At 61.3% G+C, this 22,848-nt stretch carries 19 protein-coding genes; 8 read left to right on the forward strand and 11 right to left on the reverse strand.

Going from position 1 to position 22,848, the window contains the following annotated elements; genetic code table 11:
* Positions 1-59: 59 nt before the first annotated feature.
* Positions 60-503 carry a carboxymuconolactone decarboxylase family protein gene (locus AC19YS_RS30475; protein ID WP_106580479.1) on the forward strand — a complete coding sequence of 148 codons (444 nt, stop codon included), beginning with the start codon at positions 60-62 and terminating at the stop codon, positions 501-503.
* On the opposite strand, the gene AC19YS_RS30480 is transcribed toward AC19YS_RS30475, so the two are convergent.
* The 6 genes from AC19YS_RS30480 to AC19YS_RS30505 form a co-directional block, all read right to left on the reverse strand.
* A complete protein-coding gene (locus AC19YS_RS30480; protein WP_056860254.1) occupies positions 504-1,271 on the reverse strand; it encodes an SDR family oxidoreductase in 768 nt (255 codons plus the stop codon).
* Positions 1,272-1,293: 22 nt separating this feature from the next.
* On the reverse strand, positions 1,294-2,361 hold the full coding sequence (locus AC19YS_RS30485) for a phosphotransferase family protein (protein ID WP_119739951.1): 1,068 nt from the start codon (positions 2,359-2,361) through the stop codon (positions 1,294-1,296).
* A 130-nt stretch (positions 2,362-2,491) separates the two neighbouring features.
* Positions 2,492-4,384 carry a pilus assembly protein TadG-related protein gene (locus AC19YS_RS30490; RefSeq protein ID WP_500603441.1) on the reverse strand — a complete coding sequence of 631 codons (1,893 nt, stop codon included), beginning with the start codon at positions 4,382-4,384 and terminating at the stop codon, positions 2,492-2,494.
* Between the two features lie 91 nt (positions 4,385-4,475).
* A complete protein-coding gene (locus AC19YS_RS30495; RefSeq protein ID WP_200625547.1) occupies positions 4,476-5,426 on the reverse strand; it encodes a 2-hydroxyacid dehydrogenase in 951 nt (316 codons plus the stop codon).
* Between the two features lie 94 nt (positions 5,427-5,520).
* Positions 5,521-6,045 (reverse strand): cysteine hydrolase family protein, encoded by a 525-nt coding sequence (locus AC19YS_RS30500; RefSeq protein ID WP_200625546.1) that lies wholly within the window; start codon positions 6,043-6,045, stop codon positions 5,521-5,523.
* A gap of 181 nt (positions 6,046-6,226) precedes the next feature.
* Positions 6,227-6,841 carry a TetR/AcrR family transcriptional regulator gene (locus AC19YS_RS30505; protein WP_106580474.1) on the reverse strand — a complete coding sequence of 205 codons (615 nt, stop codon included), beginning with the start codon at positions 6,839-6,841 and terminating at the stop codon, positions 6,227-6,229.
* A gap of 283 nt (positions 6,842-7,124) precedes the next feature.
* Between AC19YS_RS30505 and AC19YS_RS30510 the strand changes: the two genes are divergently transcribed.
* From AC19YS_RS30510 to AC19YS_RS30520, 3 genes are all read left to right on the forward strand, one after another.
* A complete protein-coding gene (locus AC19YS_RS30510; protein ID WP_106580473.1) occupies positions 7,125-8,402 on the forward strand; it encodes a serine/threonine transporter in 1,278 nt (425 codons plus the stop codon).
* Between the two features lie 141 nt (positions 8,403-8,543).
* Entirely contained in the window at positions 8,544-9,161 is a 618-nt protein-coding gene (locus AC19YS_RS30515; protein ID WP_179608362.1) for a ParB-like protein, read from the forward strand.
* Positions 9,151-10,797 (forward strand): SulP family inorganic anion transporter, encoded by a 1,647-nt coding sequence (locus AC19YS_RS30520; protein ID WP_500603442.1) that lies wholly within the window; start codon positions 9,151-9,153, stop codon positions 10,795-10,797. The genes AC19YS_RS30515 and AC19YS_RS30520 overlap by 11 nt, the downstream gene beginning before the upstream one ends.
* A 148-nt stretch (positions 10,798-10,945) precedes the next feature.
* On the opposite strand, the gene acnB is transcribed toward AC19YS_RS30520, so the two are convergent.
* A complete protein-coding gene (acnB, locus tag AC19YS_RS30525; protein ID WP_106580470.1) occupies positions 10,946-13,555 on the reverse strand; it encodes a bifunctional aconitate hydratase 2/2-methylisocitrate dehydratase in 2,610 nt (869 codons plus the stop codon).
* 396 nt (positions 13,556-13,951) lie between these two features.
* On the opposite strand from acnB, the gene AC19YS_RS30530 reads away from it, so the two are divergent.
* Positions 13,952-14,422, forward strand: coding sequence for a DUF1289 domain-containing protein (locus tag AC19YS_RS30530; RefSeq protein WP_106580469.1), 471 nt, complete (start codon positions 13,952-13,954; stop codon positions 14,420-14,422).
* A 126-nt stretch (positions 14,423-14,548) separates the two neighbouring features.
* Here the strand turns inward: AC19YS_RS30530 and uspL are convergent, their stop codons facing one another.
* The gene (uspL, locus tag AC19YS_RS30535) at positions 14,549-15,412 is read right to left on the reverse strand and encodes a universal stress protein UspL (protein ID WP_119739965.1); all 864 of its coding nucleotides are present in this window, start codon (positions 15,410-15,412) and stop codon (positions 14,549-14,551) included.
* A 157-nt stretch (positions 15,413-15,569) separates the two neighbouring features.
* Between uspL and AC19YS_RS30540 the strand changes: the two genes are divergently transcribed.
* Positions 15,570-16,172: a MiaE family protein gene (locus AC19YS_RS30540; protein ID WP_106580467.1), complete on the forward strand. Its 603-nt coding sequence runs from the start codon at positions 15,570-15,572 to the stop codon at positions 16,170-16,172.
* Here the strand turns inward: AC19YS_RS30540 and AC19YS_RS30545 are convergent.
* A complete protein-coding gene (locus AC19YS_RS30545; RefSeq protein ID WP_169366926.1) occupies positions 16,128-17,327 on the reverse strand; it encodes an MFS transporter in 1,200 nt (399 codons plus the stop codon). The two genes, AC19YS_RS30540 and AC19YS_RS30545, sit on opposite strands and share 45 nt — an antisense overlap.
* Positions 17,328-17,484: 157 nt before the next feature.
* On the opposite strand from AC19YS_RS30545, the gene AC19YS_RS30550 reads away from it, so the two are divergent.
* Complete coding sequence (locus AC19YS_RS30550; RefSeq protein WP_106580465.1) at positions 17,485-18,192, forward strand: winged helix-turn-helix domain-containing protein; 708 nt, start codon at positions 17,485-17,487, stop codon at positions 18,190-18,192.
* On the forward strand, positions 18,193-19,470 hold the full coding sequence (locus AC19YS_RS30555; RefSeq protein ID WP_106580464.1) for an ATP-binding protein: 1,278 nt from the start codon (positions 18,193-18,195) through the stop codon (positions 19,468-19,470).
* A gap of 743 nt (positions 19,471-20,213) precedes the next feature.
* Here the strand turns inward: AC19YS_RS30555 and AC19YS_RS30560 are convergent.
* Together AC19YS_RS30560 and AC19YS_RS30565 are read right to left on the reverse strand one after the other, a co-directional pair.
* Complete coding sequence (locus tag AC19YS_RS30560; protein WP_500603443.1) at positions 20,214-21,005, reverse strand: MipA/OmpV family protein; 792 nt, start codon at positions 21,003-21,005, stop codon at positions 20,214-20,216.
* Between the two features lie 17 nt (positions 21,006-21,022).
* Complete coding sequence (locus AC19YS_RS30565) at positions 21,023-22,846, reverse strand: serine hydrolase domain-containing protein (protein ID WP_500603444.1); 1,824 nt, start codon at positions 22,844-22,846, stop codon at positions 21,023-21,025.
* Between the last annotated feature and the right edge of the window lie 2 nt (positions 22,847-22,848).

Below are 22,848 nucleotides of genomic sequence, written 5' to 3' on the forward strand. Positions count from 1 at the left end.
GCTTATGGGGCGTGGGCTCTAGGCTAGCGCACAATGACTTGCCCGCCCGAGAGCCGCCCATGGAACGCCGTCTGGATTACTACACCGCCTCACCGCAAGCGCTTAAAGGCATGTTGATGCTGGAGGCGGCGACCTTTGAGCTGTCCATCGAGAAGCCGCTGCTGGAGTTGATCAAGGTCCGCGTCTCGCAGCTCAACCACTGTGGGTTTTGCACCGACATGCATTCGATGGCAGCGCGTCAGCGTGGCGAGAGCGAGCGACGCCTGTTTGCACTGTGCGTATGGCGTGATTCGCCGTTTTTCAGCGCGCGGGAGAAGGCCGCGTTGGCCTGGAGCGAGTCGGTGGCGACACTGCCGACGTCAAGTGTCTCGGATGAACTCTACACGGCAGTGCGCGTGGAGTTCAGCGAACAGGAACTGGTGGACCTGACCATGGCGGTGTCCAGCATCAGTGGCTGGAACCGCCTGGCGGTGAGCTTTCGCCAGCAACCGCCGAATGCTTAATCAGGACAGGAAGCCGCCGTCCACATTCAGCGACACGCCTGTGGTGTAGCTGGAGGCGTCGCTGGCCAGAAACAGCACCGCGCCGGCCATTTCGCTCGGGTCGGCCACGCGCTTGAGCGGGATCTGCGCCAGCGCCATTTTCAGGATCGAATCATTCTTTACCAGCGCCGAGGCGAACTTGGTGTCGGTCAGGCCCGGCAGCAGGGCGTTGCAACGAATGCCGAACGCTGCGCATTCCTTGGCGAACACCTTGGTCATGTTGATCACGGCGGCCTTGGTCACCGAGTAGATGCCCTGGAACACGCCAGGGGAAATGCCGTTGATCGACGCCACGTTGATGATGCTGCCGCCACCGTTGTCGCGCATCAGCTTGCCGGCTTCCACCGACATGAAGAAGTAGCCGCGAATGTTCACGTCCACAGTCTTCTGGAAGGCGCCGAGGTCGGTGTCCAGCACGTTGCAGAACTGCGGGTTGGTGGCGGCGTTGTTGACGAGGATATCCAGGCGGCCGAACTGTTCACGGATACCGGCAAACACTTGGGTGATCTGCTCCATTTCACCGATGTGGCAGGCCACGGCCGTGGCCTTGCCGCCGGCGGCGATGATTGCATCCGCCACGTGCTGGCAGCCTTCCAGTTTGCGGCTGGAGACGATCACATGGGCGCCTTGCTGGGCCAGCAGCTTGGCGATGGCTTCACCGATACCGCGGCTGGCGCCGGACACAAAAGCAATCTTGCCGTCGAGGTCGAACAGGTGGGTCTTGGACATGAAGGGTTCCTTGTTCTAGCAGTCAGAGGGCTGATTTGGCGATGACGTTCAGGCTCATTTGCTCCAGCAGCTTGTTCATGTGGATGAACTGCGCAAAGCGTTTGTCCTGGGTCTGGCCGTGGAAGAAGCGGTAGTAGATCTGTTGCACGATGCCGGCCAGGCGGAACAGGCCATAGGTGTAGTAGAAGTCGAAATTGTCGATCTGAATGCCCGAGCGCTCGGCGTAATAATCGACGAACTGGCGGCGGGTCAGCATGCCGGGGGCGTTGCTTGGCTGGCGACGCATCAGTTGCACCGGTGCCGGGTCGGCGGCTTCGATCCAGTAGGCGAGGGTGTTGCCCAAGTCCATCAGCGGGTCGCCCAACGTAGTGAGTTCCCAGTCCAGCACACCAATGATCTGCATCGGGTTTTGCGGGTCGAGGATCACGTTGTCGAAGCGGTAGTCGTTGTGCACGATGCTGGAGGTCGGATGGTCGGCCGGCATCTTGTCGTTGAGCCAGGCGCGCACTTTCTCCCAGCTTGGGGCATCTGGGGTCAGGGCTTTCTCGTAGCGATCACTCCAGCCGCGAATCTGACGCGCTACATACCCTTCGGGCTTGCCCAGGTCGGCCAGGCCGCAGGCGGCGTAATCCACCTGGTGCAGTTCGACGAACTTGTCGATAAAGCTTTTGCACAACGCCTCGGTCTTGGTGGCGTCCAGGCCCAGTTCGGCGGGCAAGTCGGAGCGCAGGATGATGCCGTTGACGCGCTCCATCACGTAGAACTCGGCGCCGATCACCGACTCATCGGTGCAATGCACGTAGGCCTTGGGGCAATACGGGAAGCCATCTTTCAACTGGTTGAGAATGCGGTATTCGCGGCCCATGTCGTGGGCGGACTTGGCCTTGTGGCCAAAGGGCGGGCGGCGCAGCACGAATTCCCGGTCCGGGTACTCCAGCAAGTAAGTCAGGTTGGACGCGCCACCGGGGAACTGGCTGATCTTGACCGCGCCGTGCAGGCCCGCAATATGCGCCTTGAGGTAGGGATCGATGAGGCTGGCATCAAGTTCTTCGCCTGGGCGAATCTGGGTCGATTGGTCGTTAAGCGCCATGCTTATCCCTTCTGCTTATTCTAAAGGCCTTGGACTATTGGCTAATCTAATGCGCACCGCCGTCCAGCGACAAGGTCGGGGCGGCTTAATAGGTTAGCGTGTTGGATGATGATCAGCGGGCCTGATGCGCTCAAATCACCAGCATCGCCCGGCCAGCGGGGTTGCAGGACAGGTTGGCACCGATTTCGACTTTTGCCAGGTCAATGCCCAGGCCGGCGAGCAGGTTATTGACGATGGGGTCGAGAAGCGGGCCGAGTACCCCGCCAATCACGCCCCCAAGCATTGACAGCAAGCCATTGAGCAGGCCCGTGACCAGACCCAGCACGGCGCCCAACAGGCTGGCGATTTTCGGTGGATGGTTGATCAGTTGGATGCCGGTGAGCGTTTCTTTAAGGCTGCTGACGACGTTCGAGGCAGCGAATTGATAATACGTCGGGGGCAGATTGACCGCCGGCGGGTTGGTGTAGGTGTGCGCGCGTTCGGTCCGGGCCACATCGCTGTCGACGCGCACGCCCAGCCCGCCTGCCGCGAAGGCTTGCCGGTCGCCGCAGACGCCGGTGCCGCGCTTGCAGGTCTTGGTACCGATATCCACCACCGGGTACTCGTCGACGTGCAGCGTTTGGGTGGATGAAAACAGGTTTTTCGGATCAACCTGCCCAATCATCACGTGCAGGGCCGAGGTTTCGCCGAGCACCGACAATGATTTTTTGCCACTGTCGCAACTGTAATCCGTGACCTTGGCGCTGCCACCGGCGGCCTCCAGGGCAATGTCGAGTGTGTCGCCGATCTCAAGGCTGGTGACCAGGCAACAATTGGGGTCAAGCAGCCCCAACAAGCCGCTCAGTACCTCATTCAACGCCTGCACCACGCCCCCCAGCGCGTTATTGACCAGCGTGACGATCGGCAGCTTGACCGAAATCAATGTGCGCACTTGCGCGGTTCGCACATAAATAGGCTGTGTGGCGATGTTTTTCGGGTCGCCGATGCTTGAGAGTTGCCCAGGCTCGATCACTTTGGTCGAGACAGTGACGCCCAGCAGCCCCAGCACATCCACCGGCAGCTCAACGGCAACGGCGCTGGCCTTGTTCGACAACTGCACAAAGCCCTGGATCAGGTTAAACAGTTGCAGGTTCACATCCAGCGCACTTTTGTCCGTGCCGTTCTGGATATTGATCAGGTCGCCCAAGTGCAGGATTTGCGTACCCGGCGCAATCAGCTTGATGGCTTCGAGGTTGTTGATGACGAGGGTGACCGCATCTCCACCGAGCTTGAGCACGTCGATGGCGGCCTGGATCAGTTGGCCGACGGTGGCGTCGGTCTTGAGCAACTGATCGTAATTGCCGGCGCTGACGTTCAGGCGGATGGCCAAGGCATCCAGGTACTTGAGCAGACTGATATTGGTATTGATCAAACCGTTCCAGCCCACCGCGTCGAGCTGCAATTTGCCGCCCAGCAAGCCGCCGATCAAGGCGTTGAGGGCCACGGATTTGGTGCTGTCGACGGTCAACAAGGTGCTGCGCACGGTGAGTGACGCTACTGTCGGGGCTGGCGCGGCAGCGACCGCCGTGGCGCTCAAGAGCGTCATCATGGTGAGGGGTTGAGCCGAGAACAGCGTGAGTAAGCCATGGGCGAGGCTGGTGTGCACACGGTGGGTGGCGATGACCCGGATAGCATCGGTTTTGGCCGGGTCGGCGCTGAAGGTGCGCATGAAGTCAGCACCCGTGGCCAGGGTGCCGCAGGCAACTGCCAGGGTGCGATTGTCGTCAATGTTGAAGTGGTTGCGCGCGGCGCTTTGAGTCGCAAACAGGGCCGCATTGTTACTGGGCGCCGCGCACGTGCCGCTGCGGCTGACCGCTTCGAGCGCTGCTGTGTCGACTACACGCTGTAACTTGCGCTTCTCCAGGTACAAGCGACCGCTGTCGACCACCAGCAATAGAAACAACAGCGCAACCCCAAGGGTCACCGCGCCGATCAAACCGATGGCGCCGCGCTGGCGGGCCGGGCCGAGTCCGTGGCCAAACATTCTGCGATCCTTCGCCGGTCATGCACCGACGTCCTGAGCATCCCCGCAAAGCAGTGTAGTCAGGTTTCACATCGGCGCTGGCTATTCGCTACTAGTTGCGCGGCGGCAGCGTCACCGGGGTAAGCACCGGGCGGCCGGCAAAGTACTCCACCAGGTTATCGGCCACGCGCTGCACCGTATCGTGGGCGGCTTCGGGAGACAGGCCGGCCACGTGGGAGGTGAGTACGGTATTGCTCAGGCGCTTGAGGGCGTCCGGCACTTTGGGTTCGTCGTCGAACACATCCAGTGCCGCGCCGCCGATTCGCCGTTGCTCGAGGGCCGCCACCAGGTCCGCCGTGACTACCACGCTGCCGCGCCCGATGTTCACCAGGTAGCCGTTCGGCCCCAGCGCATCCAGGGCGTGGCGATCAATCAGGTGACGGGTGCTTGCACCGCCGGGGGTGGCCAGGATCAGGAAGTCCGAGATGCGCGCCAGTTCCACGGCGGTGGCGCAATAGGTGTAGTCCACGTCATCGCGGGGCTGGCGGTTGTGATAGCTCACCTCCATGCCGAAGCCGAGTGCCGCGCGCTTGGCGATTTCCATGCCCACTGCGCCGAGCCCGAGGATGCCCAATTGCTTGCCGCCCAGGGACGGGCGCATCACCTTCGGCCATTCGCCGCGACGCACTGCCGCGTCGGTCTGGGGGACGCCGCGCACCAGCGACAGCAGCAAGGCCATGGCGTGGTCGGCCACCGACGGCGCATTCACCCCGGCGCCGTTAGTGACGACGATCCCGCGGTTGCTGGCCGCCTGCAGGTCCACATGCTCGTAACCGGCACCGATCACGCAGATGATCTCGAGCAGGGGCAATGCGGCGATTTCCTCGGCATACAGCCCCAGCGGGCCACGGGTCAGCACGGCCTTGATCTGCCCGCCATGCGCCTTGATCGCCTGGGCGCGTTCGGCCGGCGTCGGCGCCAGAATCACGTGAAAGTCGTTGCTCTCGATGATTTGCAGGTATTCGTTGATGGTTTCAACCAGGACCAGAACAGTGGTGGACATCGGAAGGCTCTTCCTGAAGGGTTTGAGAGGTGAGTATGCGGGATTTGTAAGACAGAACGTTTTGTTCGGCCAGAAAAATCCCACATAGACGCCGTTAGAACGCGATGCTGTGCGCTTTCACCCGTTTCACAAACGCCCCGGCCAGGGTCGCATTGTGATGCGCGATGATCGCCTCGGCCGACAACGCCGGGGTGTCCATGCAGGTGTGGCTGTCTTCCGGCAAGATCACCGAAAACCCGAGTTCCACGGCGACTCGGCAGGTGGTGTCGATGCAGAACTGGGTTTTCATCCCCACGATCACCAGTTCATTTACCTGCGCCGCCGCCAGTTGCCGGGCGAGGTCAGTGCCCAAAAAGCAGCTGGGGCGGGTTTTATTGAACAGGTGGTCGCGGGCTTCGTCGACAGCCAGGCCGGGCCACAGCTGCCAGAGCGCGCTGCCGGCTTCAATCGGCGAGCCCGCCGGGCCGGTGTGGCGGGCGACGAAGATCGGCGCGTTGACTGCGCGGGCGCGCTGAATCAGCTGGTTGATGTTCTCCAGTACCCGTTCGCGCTGGAAAGGTTTGTCCGGGCCATCGTATAAACCGGTTTGCATATCGACGATCAGCAGGGCGTTTGCCATGGTCTTGCTCCTTGCAGTGGCCAGAGGGCGGGGCAATAAAAAGGCCCCGTCCATTGCTGGCGGGGCCTTGGGTTGAATCCGGGTGTTTTAGCTCAAGCACCCACAGCAACCGCACGACCCGCCATAAGCGGTCGTGGTGGTGGTGCAGGTGAGGTGCAGCTCAATAGGCTTCATGGCCCGATCATGCTGGGACGGGCGCAGGGCTGTCAACGGACGCGGTCGATTTCGCCTCGGGTAGCAGCGTATTTCGTGCTGCCTCCAGGAATTCGTCCGACAAGCTACTGCCGCGCGTCGCACGAGCGAGCGTGACGGCGCCGATCATCATCGCGTAGTTGGCCAGCATGGCCTGGCGGTCTTGGGCCTGAAACTGCGCAAAGATCTCCAGCGACCGTTCAACACCGGCAATGAAGGTGCGCTGTAATTGCGTGTTGGCGGGCTCATGGCACATGTCCGGGGTAAAGGCCGATATCGGGCAGCCATCACCGGGATTGTCGCGGTGGGTGGCCGAAAAATAGTGGCGCAAGATGGCCTCGCATGCCGATTGCGGGTCTTCACTGCGCTCGACTTTGTCCTGCCAACCCTGGTTCGAATGCTCAAAGGCCTTCTGGCAGGCTTCGTTGGCCAAGGCTTCCTTGGACGCGAAATGCCCGTAGAAACCACCGTGGGTCAGCCCGGCGGCGGCCATCACGTCCGCCAGGCTGATGCCGTGCAGGCCGCGCTCGCGAAACAGGTGCGTGGCGGCCTCCACGATGATTTCACGGTTGAGTTCGGCTTGTTTGCGGGACACGCGAGGCATGACAGGGCTCTCAGAATAAAGGCGGGCGTTGCCTGAAAAGTACAGCAAAGCCCGCGATTCTAAAATAGATTTGTTTGGGCATGTATTATCTCGACGGCGCTGCAGCCCTCTGGAACCGCTGCCTGCAGCGACCCCGACTGATCTGTCCAAGGCCACCGTTCCTCAGCTAAGTCTTTGCTTATTCAGGAGAATCCCGGACAATCGCGCGCTTGTTATGGTCGGGGCGCTGCCTGTCAGGTTTTTCTGACTCGTCCCGGCTGTGGAAATGCGGAGATCCGACCGGATGAATGATCAGGCCAATAGCGTCGACGAACGCTATGCAACGACACCTGCAACCCTCACGCGCTGGAGCCGCCAGGACACCACCTGGATGCTTGGCCTGTTCGGCACCGCCATCGGCGCCGGTACTTTGTTTTTGCCTATCAACGCGGGCCTCGGGGGCTTCTGGCCGCTGGTGATCCTGGCGCTGCTGGCATTCCCGATGACGTTCTTTGCCCACCGTGGCCTGACCCGTTTCGTCCTGTCCGGCCGTGAAGGTTCGGACATTACCGACGTGGTCGAAGAGCATTTCGGTCTCAAGGCCGGCGCACTGATCACCTTGCTGTACTTCTTCGCGATCTTCCCGATCCTGCTGATCTACAGCGTGGCCCTGACCAACACCGTCAGCAGTTTCATGGAACACCAGCTGCACATCATGCCGCCGCCGCGCGCGATCCTGGCGTTTGTGCTGATCCTTGGCCTGTTGGCCGTGGTGCGGTGCGGCGAGCAAGTGATCGTCAAGGCCATGAGCCTGATGGTGTATCCGTTTATCGTCGCGTTGCTGTTTCTGGCCGTGTACCTGATCCCGCACTGGACCGGCGGCATTCTCAGCACCGCCAGTGAAGTACCGGCGCCGTCGGCGTTGCTCAACACACTGTGGCTGGCGATTCCGGTGATGGTGTTCTCGTTCAACCATTCGCCGATCATCTCGGCCTTTGCGGTGGACCAGAAGCGCCAGTACGGTGCCAACGCGGATGAGCGCAGCTCGCAGATCCTGTGCCGCGCACACCTGTTGATGGTGGTGATGGTGCTGTTCTTCGTGTTCAGCTGTGTACTGACCCTGACGCCGGCGCAACTGGCCGAAGCGAAAGCACAGAACCTGTCGATCCTGTCGTACCTGGCCAACCACTTCGACAACCCGACCATCGCCTTCGCCGCGCCGTTGATTGCGTTCGTGGCGATTGCCAAGTCGTTCCTGGGCCACTACATCGGCGCCAGTGAAGGCCTCAAGGGCCTGGTGCTCAAGACCGGTCGCCGCCCGGCGGCCAAGTCCTTGGACCGCATGACCGCCGCCTTCATGCTGGTGGTGTGCTGGATCGTCGCCACGTTGAACCCGAGCATCCTCGGCATGATCGAGACGCTGGGCGGGCCGATCATTGCGTCGATCCTGTTCCTGATGCCGATGTATGCGATCCGCAAAGTGCCCGCCATGGCCAAGTACCGCGGGCAGGCGTCCAACGTGTTTGTCACTGCTGTTGGTCTGGTCGCGATTACCGCGCTGGTCTACTCGCTGCTGTCCTGACACCGAGCTGCGCTGCCCAAGGCCGATTCGCGCACTCCGCGAATCGGTCTTTTTTTGGCCTTGGAAAACCTGTCGAGTCTCGACCCCGGGCAGGCAATGAGGGCTAAGCTGTCGGCATAGTCATTTCCTGTGGAGAGATTCATGGCACGGCCGCGCCCGCAACTGATTACCTGCAAACTGGAAAAGCTGCACCCGACGCAATTGACCGTCGGCATGGCTGAAGTCGCTACCAAGCGCGAAGCCTGGACCAAGCTCAAACGCAAGGAACGCGCCGCCGCGCTCGACAAGCACTGGTTTCCTTGCGTGCTGGGGCCGGACGAGCGTTATTACATCACCGATCACCACCATTTCGGCCTGGCGCTGCTGCTGGAAGAGGTCAAGAGTGTTTCGTTGCTGATGCTCAAGGACTTGTCGTTTGTGGAGCGCAGCACCTTCTGGAATGTCATGGCGTTCAATCAGTGGGTGCATCCCTACGACGCGCGTGGCTTGCGTCGAACCTACGAAGCCATTCCGCGCAAGATTACCGACCTGCAGGACGATCCCTACCGCAGCCTGGCGGGCCTGTTGCGCATGGCGGGTGGCTACGCCAAGGACGCGACGCCGTTCAGCGAATTTCTGTGGGCCGACTTCTTTCGCAGCCGCATCGGCAGCGACGTGGTCAGCCAGCCGAACGCCAAGCTGTTGAGCAAGGCCATGGGCCTGGCGCGCAGCCAGGAAGCACGTTATTTGCCGGGATGGGTCGGGCCGATTGAAAACTGAAACAGTTGACCCGGTTGCCGCGCCACCCAATCGCACCCAGGACCTGCTCGCCGGGTTATCCATTGCCGGTTTGCTGCTGCCGGAGGCCGTGGCTTATTCCAGTATCGCCGCGCTACCGCCCCAGGCCGGGGTCATTGCGCTGTTTGCCGGGCTGGTGTGCTACGGCCTGTTCGGCACCAGCCGGTTTGCGATTGTCTCGGCCACATCGTCCTCGGCAGCCGTACTGGCGGCCGCCACCGCCAGTCTGGCGGGTGGTGATCCGGCGCTGAGGCTGGCCCTGGCATTCGGGCTGGTGTTGATCACTGGCGTGCTGTTCCTGTTGGCCGGGCTGTTCAAGCTCGGTGGCGTGACTTCGTTTATCGCTAAGCCGGTGTTGCGCGGGTTTGCCTTCGGCCTGGCGCTGACCATCATTCTCAAGCAGTTGGCCAGCGTCGTCGGCGTGCACCTGACCGATAACAACCTGATCCGCTTCCTGCCGCACCTGATAGAGCAACTGCCTGGATGGAACTGGCCGGCAGCGATGGTCGCGGCGGTTGCGTTGATGGTGTTGTGGTTGTGCGCGCGTATTCCGCGTCTGCCGGGTGGGCTGCTGGTGGTGATTCTGGGAATCGTCGCCGGGCAGTACCTGGATTTGCAGGCCCATGGCGTGGCGCTGATCGGCCTGATCGACCTGCGTCTTGAGTTGGGGCATTTGCCGGTGCTGCCGTTTGCCGACTGGCTGCGCCTGGGGGAGTTGGCGTTTGCTTTGGTGATGATCCTGTATGCGGAGTCCTACGGCTCTATCAGCTCGTTCGCGCTTAAACACGGCGATCGCGTGTCATCCAACCGCGACTTGCTCGCGCTGGGTGCGGCCAACCTGATCTCTGGGTTGTTTCACGGCATGCCAGCCGGTGCCGGTTATTCCGCGACTTCGGCCAATGAGGCCGCCGGTGCCGGTTCGCGCCTGGCCGGAATCGTAGCCGCGCTAGTGGTGCTGGTGATTGTGCTGACGGTGCTGCCTTATGTCGCGCTGACCCCGGAGCCGGTGCTTGCCGCCATCGTCATCTACGCGCTGGGCCGTGGTTTGAGCCTGCAGCCGCTGGGGCGTTATTTTCTCTGGCGGCGCGATCGTCTGCTGGTGATCTGTGCCGTGGCGGCGGTGCTGGTGTTGGGCGTGCTGGATGGCTTGCTGGTGTCGGTAGCGATCAGCGTGGTGCTGATGCTGCGGCAGATGTCGGCGGCTGATATCCAGGTGCTGGGGCGCTTGGGTGACAGTCATGACTTTGTTGATCGTGAGCACCACGCCGATGCCGTGCAAGTGCCGGGTCTACTGATCGTACGGCCCAGCGAGGCGCTGTTTTTCGCGAATGCCGAGCGCATCCTGGGTGCGGCATTGCGCCTGATGCGCCAGTCGCCGGTAGAGGCGGTGGTGCTGAGCCTGGAAGAATCTCCGGATTTGGATGGCACCAGTATCGAAGCGCTGGCGGCGTTTTTTGCGCAGGTGCGCGGGGAGGGCAAGCGTTTGGTGCTGGCGCGTGTGCGGCATGAGGCGTTGGACGTGCTGCAAGGCTTGCCGGAGGCGCTTGCGCCACAGGTCTTGCTCAGTGGTCTGAGCGTTGATGGCGCTGTGCAATTGGCGCTGCGGCACCCGTCCTGAGTGTGCAAAGCGTCAAGTGTGGGAGCTGGCAAGCCAGCTCCCACAGGTGTTTTGTTGGGGTGTGAAGGCTGTATGCCCGGCATAAAAAACGCCGCGTACCTTGCGATACGCGGCGCTGATTTACCCGGTGTAGCTACATCAACACACCTTAGGCTTGAATCACCGGGATGTTGGCGCTTGCTGCGATTTTGCGGAACTCGGCGATCTGGTCGAAGTTCAGGTAGCGGTAGACGTCACTGGCCATGGTGTCCAGTTTGGCCGCGTAGCCCATGTACTCTTCGACGGTCGGCAGGCGACCCAGCGTGGAAGCCACTGCCGCCAGCTCAGCCGAGGCCAGGTAGACGTTGGCACCATCACCCAGACGGTTCGGGAAGTTACGGGTCGAGGTCGACACAACGGTCGAGTTCGGTTCTACGCGTGCCTGGTTACCCATGCACAGCGAGCAGCCCGGCATTTCCATGCGCGCGCCAGCCTTGCCGTAGATGCCGTAGTAGCCTTCTTCGGTCAGTTGGTGAGCGTCCATCTTGGTCGGCGGCGACAGCCACAGACGGGTTGGCAGCTGACCCTTGACCTGTTCCAGCAACTTACCGGCAGCGCGGAAGTGACCGATGTTGGTCATGCACGAACCGATGAACACTTCGTCGATCTTCTCGCCGGCAACGCTGGACAACAGACGGGCATCGTCCGGGTCGTTAGGTGCGCAGAGGATCGGCTCGTTGATTTCAGCCAGGTCGATTTCGATGATTTCGGCGTATTCCGCGTCGGCATCGGCTTCCATCAACTCAGGGTTGGCAACCCAGGCTTCCATCGCTTGAGCACGACGTTCCAGGGTACGTGCATCGCCGTAGCCTTCGCCGATCATCCAGCGCAGCAGGGTGATGTTGGAGTTCAGGTACTCGGTGACCGAGTCTTTCGACAGCTTGATGGTGCAACCGGCAGCCGAGCGTTCGGCCGAGGCGTCGGACAGCTCGAAAGCCTGTTCCAGCGTCAGGTCGTTCAGGCCTTCGATCTCCAGGATGCGACCGGAGAAGGCGTTCTTCTTGCCTTTCTTCTCTACGGTCAGCAGGCCAGCCTGGATCGCGTAGTAAGGAATGGCGTGAACCAGGTCACGCAGGGTGATGCCCGGTTGCATTTTGCCTTTGAAGCGCACCAGGATCGATTCCGGCATGTCCAGTGGCATGACGCCAGTGGCTGCGGCGAACGCGACCAGACCGGAGCCGGCCGGGAACGAGATGCCCATCGGGAAACGGGTGTGGGAGTCGCCACCGGTGCCGACGGTGTCCGGCAGCAGCATGCGGTTCAGCCAGCTGTGGATGATGCCGTCGCCTGGACGCAGCGATACACCGCCACGGGTCATGATGAAGTCAGGCAGGGTGTGGTGGGTGGTCACGTCGATCGGCTTAGGGTAAGCCGCGGTGTGGCAGAACGACTGCATCACCAGATCGGTCGAGAAGCCCAGGCACGCCAGGTCTTTGAGTTCGTCACGGGTCATCGGACCGGTGGTGTCCTGGGAGCCCACGGTGGTCATCTTCGGTTCGCAGTAGGTGCCAGGACGAACGCCTTTGCCTTCTGCCAGACCGCAGGCGCGACCCACCATTTTTTGCGCCAGGGTGAAGCCCTTGTCGCTTTCAGCCGGTGCTTCCGGCAGCTTGAACAGCGTCGAAGGCGGCAGGCCGAGTTCGGCACGTGCCTTCTCGGTCAGGCCACGGCCGATGATCAACGGGATACGGCCGCCGGCGCGAACTTCGTCCAACAGCACCGGGGTCTTCATTTCGAAGGTGGTCAGGACTTCATCGGTGCCGTGTTTGCAGACTTTGCCAGCATGCGGGTACAGGTCGATCACGTCGCCCATGTTCATGTTGGTGACGTCGAATTCGATTGGCAGTGCGCCGGCATCTTCCATGGTGTTGTAGAAGATGGGTGCGATCTTGCTGCCGAAGCAGAAGCCGCCAGCGCGCTTGTTCGGCACGTAAGGAACGTCGTCGCCGAAGAACCACAGTACGGAGTTGGTCGCCGATTTACGCGACGAACCGGTACCGACCACGTCACCGACGTAGGCGATCGGGAAGCCTTGGCCACGCATCTCTTCGATCTGCTTCATCGGGCCGGTCTTGCCTTGCTCGTCCGGCACGATGCCTTCGCGAGCCATTTTCAGCATGGCCAGGGCGTGCAGCGGGATGTCAGGGCGGGACCAGGCGTCAGGGGCAGGGGACAGGTCGTCGGTGTTGGTTTCGCCGGTGACCTTGAACACGCGCAGGCTGATCTTGTCGGCCAGGGTAGGGCGGTTCTTGAACCACTCGCCATCAGCCCAGGATTGCAGCACGGCTTTGGCGTGCTCGTTGCCGTTCTTGGCTTTTTCAGCCACGTCGTGGAACGCATCGAACATCAGCAGGGTGTGCTTGAGTTGGGCGGCAGCGACAGGCGCCAACTCGGCGTCGTCCAGCAGCTCGACCAACGTCACGATGTTGTAGCCGCCTTGCATGGTGCCAAGCAGTTCAACCGCGCGCTTTTTGTCGATCAGGGGGGAAGTGGCTTCGCCCTTGGCCAGGGCAGACAGGAAACCGGCCTTGACGTAGGCAGCTTCGTCAACGCCTGGTGGAATGCGGTTGGTGATCAGGTCAACGAGGAATTCTTCTTCGCCAGCCGGGGGATTTTTCAGCAGCTCGACCAGGCCTGCGGTTTGTTCGGCGTTAAGCGGCTGGGGAACGATACCCAGTGCTGCACGCTCTTCGATATGTTTGCGGTAGGCTTCAAGCACAGTTATTACCCTCATCAGTGGTCCCACGGGACGCTCATCCAGAAATGAACGGCACGCATGCGCTCGGGGGCTTTTTGGGCCGCAAAGCCAGCGCTGCCGGCATTCCTCACAGAAGCTGCTTTCAAAGTTTTACGCCTGCAGAACGGAGCTGATGAGGGTTGGCGCTGGCAATTACCTACCGGGTAATAACCATCGCCAACACCGTTCTGAAGGAACGACTGTGCTCGTGACGCTTTGAAAACAGCTTCCAGCGGATTATTGGCGCCTTACAAGGCCGGATGATTCTACGGCAAAAAAAATCTAAAGGTAAGTTGCCTAACCAAGTTTGCTGGGTGATCAACCTTAGACAAAGGGCTAACATGCGGCATTGTTTCGCGGATTTGTGTGTCGTTGCCTATGCCCAACCAAACCATCAAGACCCCCTGCGTCGGCCTGTGCTCCACGGTTTACGGCGATCTCGTGTGCCGTGGCTGCAAGCGCTTCCACCACGAAGTGATCCTATGGAATGGCTATAACGAGGAAGAAAAGCGCGCGGTATGGCTGCGGCTCGAGCAACTGCTGGTGCAGGTGATGGCCGGTAAACTCGAAGTGTTCGACCCCAAGAGGCTGCGCGGGCAGTTGGAGCAGCGCAAGATTCGCTTTGTGCCGCACCAGTCCGAGTACTGCTGGGCCTACCAATTGATCGCCCGGGGCGCACGGGTGATTTCCAACCTGGAAGCCTATGGCATGGTGCTGCTGCCAGAGTTTCGCGACTGGGCGCTGCCGGAGCTGCGCGATGCGATTGATCGGGAGTTTTTTATCCTCTCGGAGGCGCACTACCAGCGCTACATCGCCCCGGGGTTCCTCAACGATGCATTTGCTGGCTGACACCGCACAGCAAAAATGTGGGAGCGGGCTTGCTCGCGAAGAGGGAGTGTCAGCCAATCAATTAATTGACTGACTGATCCGCCGCTTTCGCGAGCAAGCCCGCTCCCACAGGGGATTTTCAGTGAGTCACGCCTTGGTCGCCAGCGCTTCCAGATGATCCATCAGTTCCTGCGGCTTGAGCACCAGCACATCGCTCTGCACCTCGTCGAGCACCACCTCCGCCGTATTCCCGATCAATGCTCCGGAAATCCCGGTGCGCGCCACGGTGCCGATAATCGTCACCGCCGCCTGCCACTTATGCGCCGCATGGGGAATCAATACATCTGCCGGGCCTTCTTCGATGTGCAAATGGGTGTCGTCGATATCGAACTCGGCCTGGAACGTCTTGCACTGCTCGCGATAGCGCGCCTCGATGGTTTCCTTGAGCTGAAACGTCGGGTCACTGGCCGACAGCATGGGCGAGGGATGGGCGCTGATCACGTGCAATTGCGCCTTGGCCAGGCTCGCAATTTCGAAGCCGTGATCAATGATGGTGTTGTGCAGCGCCTGGTGCTCAGTGTCGTTGTTGCCCACATCGATTGCCGCCAGCACCACCTTGTCGGCCCAGGGCGTCGAGGTTTTCACCAGCAGCACAGGCGTTGGGCAATAACGCAGCAGCTTCCAGTCGGCCGGCGTCAACAAGGCCTTTTTCAGGGGGCTATCGGCGAAATGCTGCTTGATCACCAACCCACAGCCCTCGGCTTGCTGCACATCAATGATGGTTTCATGCAGGCTCTCATTCCACGCCTGCTCGGTGGTTACGCTGTAGCCGTCTTCATGCAGGCCGGACTTGAGTAGGCTCAGCAGCGCCGAATGCTCGTGTTTTTTGTCGCAGACCAGCAAATGCAGATGCGCGCCGGTGACCCCGGCGATCAGCTTGGCGCGCTTGAGCGCCAGGCTTTCCGAGTGCTCGGGCTCGATGACCACCAGGATGCTGCGGATAGCTTGCATGGACGGATCTCCAGAGACGCAATAAAAGGGGCCTTGCACAACTATAGTTGCTGCCCGCCAGACGTCATGTTGATGCACATCAAAGCCGGTGGCTGGTGGTCTGCGGTGGGGTCGGTATAATCGGCGCCCTTTTGTGATCTATTTGCCCGTGAGCCCGATGAACCTGCCCGAAATCCACGAATTCCTCGGCTGCCGCACCCCCGACGCCTGGGTCCAGGCTGCCTTGGCCGATCAGGCAACCCTGCTGATCGACCACAAGAACTGCGAATTCAAAGCTGCCAGCACCGCCTTGAGCCTGATTGCCAAGTACCACGCGCATGTTGACCTGATCAACATGATGTCGCGCCTGGCGCGCGAAGAGCTGGTACACCACGAGCAAGTCATGCGCCTGATCAAAAAGCGCAAAGTCGAGCTGCGCCAACTGCACGCCGGCCGTTATGCCTCGGGTTTGCGCAAAGTGGTGCGCAGCCATGAACCGGTCAAACTGGTGGACACCCTGGTGGTCGGCGCCTTCATTGAAGCGCGCAGTTGCGAGCGTTTCGAAGCGCTGGTGCCGCATTTGGACGAAGAACTCGGCAAGTTTTATTTCGGTCTGCTCAAAAGCGAGGCGCGGCACTTCCAGGGGTACTTGAAACTGGCCTACCAGTACGGCGACGCCAAAGACATCGCCCAGGTGATCGAGCGGGTCAGGGCGACCGAGCAGGAACTGATCGAATCACCCGACATCGAGTTCCGCTTTCACAGTGGCGTGCCAGCCTGAGGCGACGGCCACGCCCAGCAGTGCGGTGATCCCGGTCAGCAGCAGGATCACCGTTTGTGTGCCCAGCGGCGCCGCCAGCACGCCAATCAGCAAACCCGCCAATGGCTGCGACAGGTTGTTGAGCAGCGTGATCACGCCCACGGTTTTGCCAAAATCCTGTACCGGAATCACGCGCTGACGGGTGCTGCGCAGGTACACGTTAAACATCTTGTCGAAGCCGGTGATCAGCAGGAACCCGAGGGTATAGGCCCACACGCCGGGGCTGATGGCCGTGATCAGCGCACCCACGCCGATCATCGAATACGACAGGCCGCCCAGTACCTTCAACGGCAAGGTTGCGCGCGCCAGGTAAAACAGAATCCCGATCGTCACCACGGCGCCCGCGGCTTGCAGCAGGGCGTAGGTGTCCTTGCCGGCGCCATAGTGGCCGGTGACCATCGCCGCCGACGTGGCCAGCGTCACACCAATAATCAGATTCACGCCCACCGCCAGGGTGATGATCCGTTTCAAATCGGCGAGCGTGCGGATATGCCCGAAGGCAATGCGCAGCGGTTGAAGCCAGATGTCCCGGTGCTGCTCAAAGGTTGGCAGGCTCACCGCGCTGGTGCGCTGCCACAGCAGCATGGCCAGGTCCGCCAGCACAAATAGCCCGGCAACCCCCAGCACCACCCAATGCCAGGCCCAGACTTCAAGCATCAGCGCCGCCAGCAGTGGGCCGAGCACCAGGCCACTCTGGTCGGCGATTTGTGAATAGGAAAGGGTCTTGGCGTAGGTGTACTGCTTGAAAATATGCGGCATCAACACTTCGCGCGCCATGATGCCCTGGGTGGTCAGCACACCGCACAGTGCCGAGAGCATGACGATCCAGTAAATGCCGTCGAACACGCCGTACAAGGCCACGGCCACCACACAGGCCAGCGCCCGGTAGACCTGGCTGATATGCAGAATGCGCACCGGTGAGAGTTTGTCGCACACCGCGCCGCACACCGGGAAGGCCAGGTAACGCGGCAGTGACTCGACAAAAAACGCCAGGCCCGCCCAGGACACACTCCGAGTGGTCTGGAACACGATCAGAGGCACGATAAACAGCAGAATCTGGTCCGCCAGCCGCGACAGAAACAGCGAAACAAAGAACGCCAGGTAATCCTTGCGCATACAACTCCCTGTGAATGGCGTTAAAGATTGCAGGCTATTTGTTAAAAACTCTTAAAAGCATGAAGCTTGGTCGGTCACTGATGGCCAGCGGCTTCTGTTGAGCAGCTTGCCACCTATAATGCCTGCACTTCAATCCGCGCAGCCACACTGAGAATTTATGGAAAACCTGGGTCTGGGCAAGGTCCTGCTCGTTGAGGACGATGAAAAGCTGGCAGGGCTGATCGCGCACTTTCTGTCGCAACACGGTTTCGAGGTGCGGGTGGTGCACCGCGGTGACGAAGCCCTGGCCGCATTTCTCGACTTCAAGCCGAAAATCGTCGTGCTCGACCTGATGCTGCCCGGCCAGAGCGGCCTGCACGTCTGTCGCGGGATTCGTAACCTGTCCGACACGCCCATCGTGATCCTGACCGCCAAGGAAGACGACCTGGACCATATCCTCGGCCTTGAGTCCGGCGCCGACGACTACGTCATCAAACCCATAAAACCACCGGTGCTGCTGGCGCGATTGCGTGCGCTGCAACGTCGCCAGGTACCCGAGCCCACCGTGCGCGGCTCGCTGGAGTTTGGCCGGCTGGCGATTGACCGCAGTTGCCGGGTGGTCAGCCTGGGCGGTGACAAGATCGACCTCACCACCATGGAATTCGAACTGCTCTGGCTGCTGGCCAGCAGCGCGGGCAAGATCCTCTCGCGCGATGACATCCTCAACCGCATGCGCGGCATTGCCTTCGATGGCCTGAACCGCAGCGTCGACGTGTACATCAGCAAACTGCGCAGCAAACTCAATGACAACCCGCGTGAGCCGGTGTGCATCAAGACCATCTGGGGCAAGGGCTATCTGTTCAATCCATTTGCGTGGGAGGTTTAGATGCTGCGGCTGTTTCTGCGCCTGTACGTGATCCTGGCGCTGGGGTTGGCGGGCGCAATCTGGCTGGTCAACTACACCTTCGACGAGTTACTGCCCGAGGCCAACGAAACCTATAACCGTGAGGCGCTGCGCGGTCCGGCCTACGGCCTGGTGGAGCAGTTGCGACCCCTGCACGGCGAGGCCCGGCAGGCGCGCCTGGACGAACTGCAGCCCCATTATGGTTTGCGCCTCAAGCTGGTGCAGAGCGACACCCAGGCGCTGACCGAGCGCGAACAGCAGCTGCTGGCCGACGGCTTGCTGGTGGTGCGCGGGGATTTCATGGAATTCCTGACCAATATCGACGGCGGGCCGCAACTGCTGGAGATCAAACTGCCGGAAGAGCCCAAGTGGCTGTACCTGTGGGCCTATGGTTTTCTCGGCTTGTGCCTGGCCATCGTCCTGTATTTCTGGGTACGACCGCACTGGCGCGACCTGGAGCATATCCGGCTGGCCGCGCAACGCTTTGGCGACAACGACCTGGCGTCGCGCATCCTGCTGCCGCGCCGTTCCACCGTGCGCGAGCTGGCGGGGCACTTCAACCAGATGGCCGAGCGCATCGAAAGCCTGATCGCCAACCAGCGCGAACTGACCAACGCCGTTTCCCACGAACTGCGCACACCGATTGCGCGCTTGTCGTTCGAGCTTGATCAACTCAGGCAACAGGCCGACCCGCGACAGAGCCGTGAACTGATCGCCGACATGTACGCCGACCTGGGCGAACTGGAGGAAATGGTTTCCGAACTGTTGACTTACGCCAGCCTGGAACGCGGCGCCACCCAGGTTACCCGCGAAAACATCGAGGCCCACAGTTGGCTCGACAGCGTGATCGGCAGCGTGGCCCTGGAGGCTGAGGCGGCGGGTGTGCAGCTGTCATTGCGTACCTGTGAGGTCGACTTTATCCAAATCGAACCACGCTTTATGGCGCGTGCCGTGATCAATCTGCTGCGCAACGCCATTCGCTACGCCGAGCGCCGTGTTGAAGTGTCGTTGATCAGTTTTGGCAGCGGTTACGAAGTGCGCGTCAATGACGACGGCCCTGGTGTGCCGATGGACGGGCGGGCAAAGATCTTCGAACCCTTCCTGCGCCTCGACGCCAGTCGCGACCGCCGCACAGGCGGTTTCGGCCTGGGCCTGGCATTGGTAAAACGGGTCAGCCAGTGGCATGGCGGACAAGTGGAAGTGCTGGATTCGGAGTGGGGCGGAGCGTCGTTTCGAATGACCTGGGCGTATGCCGAGTAAGACTTGGCGTGGAATCAGCGATGCACAGGAGGGGAGCGGGCTTGCTCGCGAAGGCGGTGGTTCAGTCAGCTCATGTGTCACTGACACACCGCTTTCGCGAGCAAGCCCGCTCCCACCTTTGATCGAGTACAAACGAGCAGCACCCATCTACCTGATGCACTGCGATCCAACTGTGGGAGCGGGCTTGCTGGCGAAGGCGGTGGCTCAGTCAGCTCATGTGTCACTGACATACCGCTTTCGCGAGCAAGCCCGCTCCCACAAGTTGACCGCGTTCAGCTGCCAGCACCGCACTGCTTGGCTTTTTTGTGGGAGCTGGCTTGCCTGTGATGCAGGCACCTCGGTGTGTCAGGTACACCGGGTTGATGCTATCGCAGGCAAGCCAGCTCCCACCTTTGATTGTGTTCAGTCTTCAAGGTCAGGTCGGCTGTCAGGCCGCCTCGCCTTTGCTTTTGCTTCTACCACTCAGGTCGGCTACTAGGCCGCCGTGCTTTGCTTTTGATTTTGATCTCAGGCGCCCCGTTAAACCACGGCGGCCCACGGATTCAAGCCTTCGTTCGGGCACACCGAGCCTAGGCGAGGTGCCGAGTGGTGGGGCAAGAGCCCTTTGGTTACTTTGGGGCTTTTCCAAAGTGACCCGCCGTAAGGGCGGAACCATAAGCCGCCATCACCCAAACACCGGATATGTCCCCAACACCTACGCATCACCTACACCCGCCGCCGCCCCCCACCCATCCATTACCCCATCAAAACGCGTACTCAACCATCCCCAGCACCGACGCCTGCAACCGCCGCTCCACAATCGGGCTCTTGCCCGCCTCATCCGCCAAATACTGCACATCCAGCAAAGTCGAGAACTGCGTGTGCTCGCTGATCGGCACGCTCCACACCAGGTTCATGCCATTACTGATATTGCCCGCGCCCGCCTTGTAGGCCTTGAAGCGGCTCTGCGCCGCCTGCCCGGTAGTCACGCCGTACCAGGTCTGCAAGTACGCTCGATCACCAAAGTGACTGCTCAAGCTGGCCTCGACCGAACCGTAACGGCCTTCATACAGGTTGGTGCCCAGGCTCAGCTCCAGGTGGGTGTAAGCCCTGCCGGTGTCCGCGTGGTCGTCTTCCTTGAGCGCATGTTCCAGGGTCGCGCCGACAATCACGCCACCCAGGTTATAGCTGGCGCTCACCCCCAGTTGCGGACGCGCCTTGATCTCGCCCATGCCTTTGAGGCGCTTGGAGCCGGCATGCAAGCTCTGGTTTTTGTCCCTGCGCGCGCCGCTGGCGCCCACATACGCGCTCACGCTCAGGGCGTGGCCTTCGTAACCCCAGCCAAGCCCCTTGTCAGTGTCGAGAAAAATACCCCACGGGCTGACGATGGCGCCGCCCAGCAGCGGCGCGGTCATGCGTTCGTCGCTGCCGCTGTAGCGCGGCGCGTTGGCCACGCCGGCCTTGAGGCTGTATTGCCAGTCTTCGGCAAACGCGGTGTCGGCAGCGGCGAGCAGGCACAGCGAGGTGAACGACAGGCAGAAATGTTTTGAGCGCATCAGGGGGTTCGTCCGTGTCAGAAATTCAAGCGGTTGTGGGGAGAATTCGTGCGTTTGAAGGCGTAGCCCGACGCGCTGAGGCCATTGACCTGGCGGCTCACGGTGTCGCCCAGGCCATAGCCGTTGCCGGCCAGCACCGCGTGGGCGTTGTCGACGGGGAGCAGGATGTAGTCGGTCAGCGGCTCGTCGCGCAACTGGCCGCGAATCACCAGAAATCCTTCTTCCAGACGCACGCTGATGCCGCTCAATGGCGCATCGGGCTCGTGGGTGTTGAGCACTTGATACGTGCCGATGGTGTCGGCCCAGGCCAGGGGCAGCGGCGTCGGGTCGATGCGCTCGCCGATGGCGATGCGTTGGCCGTGAGTGCGCGCAGTGAGCATCTGGCGCCCCTGCACCTTCACCACATCAAGCTGCACGCGGCCCAGGTCGCCGAGGTCCTTGAGCCAGAAACCAAAGATTTTTTTCTGTGCGCGCAGCCAGCCCTGATCGTCGCGTAACAACTCGAAGCTCAAACCGGCCAACTCGCCCGACAACTGATGAGGCTCATCCTTGATCCGGAACACGCCCCAGGCCGTGGCATAAAAGCCGGCCAGGCGCTTGCGGTCGATGGCAGCCGGCACGTGACGCAATTTGAGCCCGTGACTGGGTGCCTGGCAGTCGTCGGCGCAGACCGCTTGGCCGGTCTGCGCCTGCAGCATCATGCGCAGGGTGTCGGTGGCAAGGCTGGCCACCAGGTCTTCGGCGTTACTGTCATTGGCCATGACGATCACGGCCATTTGCTGATCGGGCAGCACGCTCAGTTGCGCGGCAAAATCGTCGCCACCCCCGCTGTGCTGATACGTGCGTATCCCCGGGGCAACCGGTTCATCGCCACAGGGTGCCAGGAACCAGCCAAGGCCCACCTGGCAATCGAAGTCCAGCGCATTGCCGGTGTTTTGCTGGGTGAACATCTCATCGATCGACGCGCTGCCGATGACCCGGTTGCCTTTGTAGAGCCCATGCGCAAACAGCATCTGCACGTAGCGGCTGAGGTCTTTCGGGCTTGCCCACAAACCGCCGGCAGCGAGGTCGCGCACTTGCGCATCGGCACTGGCGACACCGTCTTCGTAGCCCAGCGCGCGGTAACTCATCTGCGCACCGGTACCGACAAAACTCGACTGGTTCATCTCCAGTGGCTTGAGCAGGCTGCCTTGCAACTGCGCTTCAAAAGCTTTGCCGCTGCTGCGTTCAATCGCGGCGCCGACCAACGAATAACCCAGGTTGGAGTAGGCCACCTGGGCACCCGGTGGGCTGCTCAGCCACACACCGGATACGCGCATCGGCATCTGGCCCATGGCGAAGGTGCTGCGCAGGTCGCGCAAGTGTTCGCTGGGCAAGCCCGACTGGTGACTGAGCAAGCGGCGCAAGGTGATCGCGCGGTCCGCTGCCGCCGGGTCGTCGTGAAAGCGTGAGCGGACATGGAACTCGCGCAGGCTCTGCTGGATCGGCGCATCCAGCGACAGACGCTGTTGCTCGACCAACTGCAAGGCCGCCGTGGCCGTGAGCAGTTTGGAGATGCCGCCAGCGCGAAACGCCGTATTGGCTGTCACCGGCACGCCCTGGGCTTTGTCGGCCATGCCGAAGCCGCGCGCCCAGATCAGCTCCTGGCCATTGACCAGCGCAATGGACAGGCCCGGCACATTTTCCCGGCCCATTTCACGCGGAATACGCGCTTGCAGGTAACGGATGATCGCGCCGTAATCGCCCTTGGGAATCGGCGGCGGGGCAGGCGGTTGCCCATGGCAACCGAGCGTGCCCAGCAGGCAACCCAACAGCGGAATACCGCGCAATGTGCGAAACATGA

The sequence above is a fragment of the Pseudomonas sp. MF08831 genome (assembly GCF_059862645.1).

What these genes read in the sequence shown, in the direction of transcription:
- AC19YS_RS30495 (WP_200625547.1), bottom strand. Translation starts at nt 5,426, where the DNA reads ATGTCCACCACTGTTCTGGTCCTGGTTGAAACCATCAACGAATACCTG.
- AC19YS_RS30565 (WP_500603444.1), bottom strand. Translation starts at nt 22,846, where the DNA reads ATGTTTCGCACATTGCGCGGTATTCCGCTGTTGGGTTGCCTGCTGGGC.
- AC19YS_RS30515 (WP_179608362.1), top strand. Translation starts at nt 8,544, where the DNA reads ATGGCACGGCCGCGCCCGCAACTGATTACCTGCAAACTGGAAAAGCTG.
- AC19YS_RS30500 (WP_200625546.1), bottom strand. Translation starts at nt 6,045, where the DNA reads ATGGCAAACGCCCTGCTGATCGTCGATATGCAAACCGGTTTATACGAT.
- AC19YS_RS30490 (WP_500603441.1), bottom strand. Translation starts at nt 4,384, where the DNA reads ATGTTTGGCCACGGACTCGGCCCGGCCCGCCAGCGCGGCGCCATCGGT.
- AC19YS_RS30540 (WP_106580467.1), top strand. Translation starts at nt 15,570, where the DNA reads ATGAACCTGCCCGAAATCCACGAATTCCTCGGCTGCCGCACCCCCGAC.
- AC19YS_RS30560 (WP_500603443.1), bottom strand. Translation starts at nt 21,005, where the DNA reads ATGCGCTCAAAACATTTCTGCCTGTCGTTCACCTCGCTGTGCCTGCTC.
- AC19YS_RS30505 (WP_106580474.1), bottom strand. Translation starts at nt 6,841, where the DNA reads ATGCCTCGCGTGTCCCGCAAACAAGCCGAACTCAACCGTGAAATCATC.
- AC19YS_RS30510 (WP_106580473.1), top strand. Translation starts at nt 7,125, where the DNA reads ATGAATGATCAGGCCAATAGCGTCGACGAACGCTATGCAACGACACCT.
- AC19YS_RS30550 (WP_106580465.1), top strand. Translation starts at nt 17,485, where the DNA reads ATGGAAAACCTGGGTCTGGGCAAGGTCCTGCTCGTTGAGGACGATGAA.
- AC19YS_RS30555 (WP_106580464.1), top strand. Translation starts at nt 18,193, where the DNA reads ATGCTGCGGCTGTTTCTGCGCCTGTACGTGATCCTGGCGCTGGGGTTG.
- AC19YS_RS30545 (WP_169366926.1), bottom strand. Translation starts at nt 17,327, where the DNA reads ATGCGCAAGGATTACCTGGCGTTCTTTGTTTCGCTGTTTCTGTCGCGG.
- AC19YS_RS30485 (WP_119739951.1), bottom strand. Translation starts at nt 2,361, where the DNA reads ATGGCGCTTAACGACCAATCGACCCAGATTCGCCCAGGCGAAGAACTT.
- uspL (WP_119739965.1), bottom strand. Translation starts at nt 15,412, where the DNA reads ATGCAAGCTATCCGCAGCATCCTGGTGGTCATCGAGCCCGAGCACTCG.
- AC19YS_RS30530 (WP_106580469.1), top strand. Translation starts at nt 13,952, where the DNA reads ATGCCCAACCAAACCATCAAGACCCCCTGCGTCGGCCTGTGCTCCACG.
- AC19YS_RS30480 (WP_056860254.1), bottom strand. Translation starts at nt 1,271, where the DNA reads ATGTCCAAGACCCACCTGTTCGACCTCGACGGCAAGATTGCTTTTGTG.
- AC19YS_RS30475 (WP_106580479.1), top strand. Translation starts at nt 60, where the DNA reads ATGGAACGCCGTCTGGATTACTACACCGCCTCACCGCAAGCGCTTAAA.